6 protein-coding genes are annotated in these 6,373 nt (G+C 38.2%); all 6 read left to right on the top strand.

Going from position 1 to position 6,373, the window contains the following annotated elements:
- Positions 1-140: 140 nt before the first annotated feature.
- Complete coding sequence (locus GN105_RS06425; RefSeq protein ID WP_227977412.1) at positions 141-806, top strand: HAD family hydrolase; 666 nt, start codon at positions 141-143, stop codon at positions 804-806.
- Positions 807-1,029: 223 nt separating this feature from the next.
- Positions 1,030-2,343 carry a glycosyltransferase gene (locus tag GN105_RS06420; RefSeq protein ID WP_155284583.1) on the top strand — a complete coding sequence of 438 codons (1,314 nt, stop codon included), beginning with the start codon at positions 1,030-1,032 and terminating at the stop codon, positions 2,341-2,343.
- A 56-nt stretch (positions 2,344-2,399) separates the two neighbouring features.
- Positions 2,400-2,711 carry a membrane-binding protein gene (locus GN105_RS06415; protein WP_155284582.1) on the top strand — a complete coding sequence of 104 codons (312 nt, stop codon included), beginning with the start codon at positions 2,400-2,402 and terminating at the stop codon, positions 2,709-2,711.
- Between the two features lie 422 nt (positions 2,712-3,133).
- A complete protein-coding gene (locus tag GN105_RS06410) occupies positions 3,134-4,528 on the top strand; it encodes a carboxylesterase family protein (RefSeq protein WP_155284581.1) in 1,395 nt (464 codons plus the stop codon).
- Positions 4,529-4,631: 103 nt separating this feature from the next.
- Complete coding sequence (gene sufC, locus GN105_RS06405; RefSeq protein ID WP_155284580.1) at positions 4,632-5,369, top strand: Fe-S cluster assembly ATPase SufC; 738 nt, start codon at positions 4,632-4,634, stop codon at positions 5,367-5,369.
- A 176-nt stretch (positions 5,370-5,545) separates the two neighbouring features.
- Positions 5,546-6,355 carry a hypothetical protein gene (locus GN105_RS06400; RefSeq protein WP_155284579.1) on the top strand — a complete coding sequence of 270 codons (810 nt, stop codon included), beginning with the start codon at positions 5,546-5,548 and terminating at the stop codon, positions 6,353-6,355.
- Positions 6,356-6,373 lie beyond the last annotated feature (18 nt).

The raw sequence follows: 6,373 nt of genomic DNA, 5'->3' as shown, positions 1-6,373 counted from the left end.
CAAATATTTTTCATCAGGGATAAGACGTTTCCCCGTAGGGGCGTATTGCAATACGCCCAAACATTACACAGAACAACATCATACAATGCGTTTCATTTCAGTAATGCGTTAAAAATGTACCGACAACAATATATTTTAAGATGAAGCAAGACAAAAATCAGGTGTTTGATACGATAATCTTTGATTTTGACGGAACATTAGCCGATTCCCAAAGATGTGGCGTAATGGCTACACAAAAAGCCTTTGAAGAAAAGGGATTTTCCGTGCCGTCGGAAAGTACAATCAACTACTATATGGGAATCCCCATTGAGAAATCGTTTCAAGAGATGGCTGACAGCACACTATCCGATGCGGAATTACAGTCGCTTATCATTACTTTTCGGAAGTACTATAAAGAATATGAAGAAAGTCATTTAGTTGCTTTTCCGGATATTGTGTCGCTTTTATCGGAACTGCAAGTGCGAAGTAAAAACTGCTTTGTGCTTTCAAGTAAAAAGACAAATGTACTGCAACGCAACCTGATTTTACTGAATTTGCATCTGTTTTTTAGAGAAATCATCGGGTCGGACAAGGTTTCTAACTACAAACCGCACCCCGAAGGTATAGAATATATTTTGAACACGTATAAAATCGAAAAAGAAAGCACACTAATGGTAGGCGATGCTATTTTCGACCTTCAAATGGGACGTTCGGCAAGGGTTTCCACCTGTGCTGTTACTTGGGGAAGCCACTCCGAAGCTATTTTAATGAAGGAAAATCCTGATTTTATCATTCATTCTCCTTTGGAATTGTTGAAAATTGTATAATGAAAATCGATAAGATTTTAAATTTTTATAACGTTCTTTATTTGTATGTGTATCCGAATGGAATTCATTTAGCAAAAAACAAAATCGTGAATAAATAGACTGATAAAAAGCTGATAATAAGTGAAGTTTGGCTCGATATTTGCTTGTAATTTAATGGAATAGCCAAGAGGTAGGTGAAATGTAAAGGCTAAAAAGTTTAATAAAATATAAATCATCTTTCGCTATGGAAAAAAAAGTTAAAATAATAATATCCACTATTTTCCAAAATGGAGGAGAAGCTACTCGAGCTCTTGAAATGGCTAAAATTATAAAAAAGTATCAGCCAAACGATTATCAAGCTGAAATTATATTCTTGTCGCATAGTAGCCCTTTTGAGAAAATAGCAAGAGAGGAAGGTTTTGAAATTTGTAACATTGAACCGAAAGCTAAGTTTGCGAATTTTCACGATGATTTTAAAACGAGATTTGGAGAATTAATCGGTGATTATGATGTAGCTAAGGAATATCTTGAAAGCGAAATAGCAATTTATAAAAGGCTAAAACCCGATATAGTTTTACACGGATTTTATCCTATTGCGGGAATTGCAAAACGAATGGTTACACCACACATTCCAAGTATTGCTTTTTTGCCTCTGCCTTTAACTGAGAACTATCTTGATGAAATAAAGGCTTTTCCTGATGAATTGCCAATGGCACGACTTCCAAAGTGGTTGCAGAAATTCGTGATAAAATCCATTCCACGAAAAATGATGCTAAAAAATCCTGCTCTAAAACACAGCGTGATTGCACAAGCCGCTTTTGATTTGGGATGGGACAAAAGCCAACCTTTGAGAGGAACATTCGATATGCTTCGCTCTGAAAATTATTTAATAAACGATTTTCCTTTCTTCTATAAGAAAGAGAATTATGAGAGAAATTTCTTGTTTACAGGAGCTATTTATTCGGAAACGATTTCTAAAAAAAATAACGACCCCGAAATAATAAAATGGCTTTCGGCAGACAATAAAAGAAAGAAAGTTTTTTGCACGTTAGGCACATCAGGAGATAAACATCATCTTATTGAAGTGATAAAAGTGTTCAATGAGGGAGAGGCAAAACAATGGAGTGCTATTATTCTGTCCCCTCCTGCCATTTGCAACCTTGAGGAAGCTAAAAAATATGTGAAAAACTCAAATGTTTATATAACAAATCAGTTTGTCAATGCTAAAGAGATTAATGAAAAGGCAGATGTGGTAATTTGTCACGGTGGGCAAGGAACTTTACAGACTGCCATAACAAGCGGAACGCCGTTAGTAGGCATTGCTACTCAACCTGAACAGCAAATCAACTTAGAGCATTTGTCCGAATTTGGGATGGCAGAAAGAATTTCATATTGGAATTGGAAAGCAACATACATTAGGAAAAAAGTTTCAAAAATTTTATCCCATACAATCTATAAAGAAAAAGCGGAAACATTGAACAAATTAAGTCAGACCATTCCCACAAAACAACTCATTGGAGAGCGAGTTTGGGATATAATAAAAAGTTTATCTTTGTAATGAGATAAACTCATTTTGTCGTCTATTATCGTTTAACCCTTAAAACTTGAATTACTATGGCAAGGAAATCGTATGCAGAAAACATCAAATCCGTAAAGTTAATGATTGATGGGCTTAGAAATCACAAGGATAATCTGCCCGCAGGGATTGACGAGGCTTTTATCGATGAGTTGGAAGCCTTAAAAAACAAGGTTGAAACCTTAAACAGCGAGCAAGAGAAGCTCAAAGCCGATTTAAAATCGAAAACCGAGGAGTTTGAAAAACAATTAAAGCTGCTTACCGACAAACAATCGGTTGCTCGGAAAAGAGCCAAGATGGATTATCAGCAAAGTCAGTGGCGAGAATTCGGTATTGAGGATAAAAGGTAAATCCGCAACGTGGTACAAAGCAAAAGAATGTAGGGGCGAATCATCATTCGCCTTTACATTGTGTTTTTCCTGTAGGGATGTGTTATTAACCTAAAATAATTTATCACTGTAATTCCCCCTTTCAAGGGGGGGGTAGGGGGATGTAAATCTAAGAAAACATCCTCCGTCCTTCGGACACCTCCTTCAAAGGAGGATTTTAAAACTCGACAATTTAAAGTATGTTAGCTATATCGTATCCGTGCAGACATTGAAACATTTTGAAGTGGGATAAAAGGCATTCGTACGGGGACGTATTGCTAACTTAAAATAATTTGTCGTTGTAATTCACCCTTTTAAAGGGGGTAGGGGGATGTAAATCTAAGAAAACATCCTCCGTCCTTCGGACACCTCCTTCAAAGGAGGATTTTAAAACTTAACCATTTATGAAACAAGTATTTTTATTTATCATACTTTGGACTTTGGTGGGTACATCTTGCACCAAAAAGGATAATTCTGATTCTACCGATGGGAAAGAAGTCCCTCAATCGGAGCAAGAAACCCCAAAAGAAAATATATCCAAAGAAAAGGTCAAAGAATTTTTCACAGAACATTTATCAGGTAAAACGACGCTTTTCCAAGAAGGGAAAGAATTGTCGCTTACTGAAATAGAGACTGCTCAACAAGAAATATGGCAGGCGTGGAAAGAAGCCAACCAAAGTTTTTCTGAAGAGAAGTTAGGGGCATTAAATCCGTTGAATACGAGAACTTCCTCTCAATGGAAACTTCCTGAAAGCTTGGAAAGAAATGCCGTGATGCCTTACTATTTTGGTTCAAAAGGAACGAAACCAACTAACGGATTTCCGCTTTTTCTTTACTTGCACGGTTCGGGAAATAAACATCAGGAATGGGCAAGTGGAATCGCTTTAGGGCAACGTTTTGAAGATGCTCCGTCGGCTTACTTTATTCCGCAGATACCCAATACGGGAGAACTGTATCGTTGGTGGCAAAAGGCAAAACAATTCGCTTGGGAAAAACTACTTCGTTTGGCTTTTCTTTCAGGAGAGATTGATGCCAACAAAGTATATTTCTTCGGAATTTCAGAAGGCGGTTATGGCAGTCAGCGTTTAGCATCGTTCTATGCAGATTACTTGGCAGGTGCGGGACCTATGGCAGGAGGCGAGCCACTTATCAACGCTCCCGTTGAAAATTGCCGAAACATTGCTTTTTCACTCCGAACAGGAGCTCAAGATTACGGCTTTCATCGGGATTTATTTACCCGATATACGAAAGAAGAATTTGAAAAACATCAACAAGCAGACCCTCAGGGGTATGTTCACTTTATTGAACTCATACCTCACGCAGGACACGGGATTGACTACTCCCCTACCACGCCTTGGCTGAAACAACATACGCGTAATCCGCACCCGAAAAAAGTAGTTTGGGAAGACTTTGAGATGGACGGCATCTACCGAAAAGGATTTTATAACATTGCAGTGCAAGAACGCCCCGCCGACCGTACACGTTACACAATGGAAATCAAAGGCAATACAGTGAACATTCAAGTTGATACGGTTACTTATCGAGGTGTCGAAAAAAGTCAGCATTGGAATTTGTTTACCAAATATGAAAAAACACATACTCCCGCATCAAAAGGAAAATTTACACTATATTTGAACCCTCAATTAGTAGATTTAAGCAAGGAAGTTACTGTTGTGGTAAACAACAAACAAGTTTTTAAAGGCATTGTACAACCCGATATGAAGCATCTGATAAACAGTTGCTCGTTGTTCTTTGACCCCGAAAGGCTTTTTCCTGTTGCCGTAGAAATTACGCTTTAAGCATTGGCAGTTCAGCTAAAAGGACGAAATAAATATCCATCTGAAAAAATAGAAAAATCAGCAGAAAAACAAATCAAGTAATAAATTTTAAAATATAGATAAAATGTTAGAGATAAAAAACTTACACGCCTCGGTTGAGGATAAAGAAATTTTAAAAGGAATCAATCTTACGGTAAAAGCAGGTGAGGTTCACGCCATTATGGGACCTAACGGAGCAGGAAAATCCACGCTTTCGGCAGTGATTTCCGGGAATGAAGCCTTTGAAGTAACTGAGGGCGACATCGTTTTGGAAGGAGAAAGCATCTTGGAAGACGCTCCCGAAGAAAGAGCCCACAAGGGAATCTTTATGTCCTTTCAGTATCCGGTGGAAATCCCCGGAATTTCGGTAACAAACTTCATAAAAACTGCGGTAAACGAGGCTCGCAAAGCCCGTGGCGAAGAGGAAATGCCCGCTGCAGAGTTGCTTAAGAAAATCCGTGAGAAAGCCGAACTTTTGGAAATTAACAAAGATTTCTTGTCTCGTTCGCTTAACGAAGGTTTTTCGGGGGGAGAAAAGAAACGTAACGAAATCTTCCAAATGGCAATGCTTGAACCGAAAGTAGCCATCTTGGACGAAACAGACTCCGGGTTGGATATCGACGCACTTCGTATCGTGGCAAACGGAGTAAACAAACTAAAAAGTAAAGACAACGCAGTGATTGTCATCACGCACTACCAACGTTTGTTGGATTATATCGTTCCTGATTTCGTTCACGTGCTTCACGACGGAAAAATCGTGAAGTCCGGCGGAAAAGAACTCGCCCTCGAACTTGAGGAAAAAGGCTATGACTGGTTGAAATAAAAACAAAGCAAAATAACAAAAGGTTTAAAGCGTACGCTTTAAACCTTTTGCTTTATGTAAACTTTTCTGACGTTTGGAAAAGCAAATTTCTTTTGATAAATAATTGTAAAGCATTTATCCATTTATTAAAAACATAAAGTATTTTTGCATTCTTGACACTTAAAATTTTCAAAATTATGGCAATAGACGGAATTAAAATCATTGATAGTGATTTGGCACACGATATTCGTAATGCAATTATGGAAGCGTACGATTACAACGAACCTTTGGAAGAAGTCATTTCGGAAATAGAGAGATGGGGCAAAGAAGCTACCGATAATTCCATTGAAACCGAAATATGGACAACCTCTTACGCACAGACAATGTGGGAAATCGGGCAGCTTTCAGAAGAACTTTTAAACCGAGCTAAAACCATCATCGAACGTGGAGCCGACCCAAAATGGCACGAATTTTCCAAAGATGCACACGCCAAACGTCAGAAAACACTCAATACCTTTTGGGAAAAAATCAGTCAGCCGAACCCAAAACCCCGCAAAAGTAAGAACTACACCAAAGTAAGCAATTTCCTGTTTCAACAAGATGAAGTATTCGCAATAAAACTACCTGACGGGCAATTTGGCTTTACCATTCTGGTAGATGTTTATCACGATTGCGGGCAATGTTACTATGTATTTACCGAAATCAACTATACCTCTGAATATGTTCCTACGTTGGATTTTCTGAAAGGTCAGTATGTTTTTGCCCGAAAAGGCTTAGGTTTTGATAAAAACCGATTCGTAACTCACAAAAAACTAATGAAGTTTCAAGAGGAATTTCAGCTTCTCGGTTCGCTTCCCATAGCAGAAAATCATCGGAAACTCGGTACTTATTCAGGAAATTGCAATACGCTTTCCGACTTTACTTCGGATTGGAATGACGCCTATCCCAATAGCAAACAGTACAAACTTTCTGATTTTTTAAAAGAAACTTCCGCAGAAAATAACTAAAAACACATAATAAACACA

It is taken from the genome of Capnocytophaga felis (genome assembly GCF_009684755.1).
Taxonomy (GTDB): domain Bacteria; phylum Bacteroidota; class Bacteroidia; order Flavobacteriales; family Flavobacteriaceae; genus Capnocytophaga; species Capnocytophaga felis.
The sequence above is the reverse complement of the archived record's forward strand: the minus strand, read 5'-3'. Positions and strand labels throughout refer to the sequence as shown.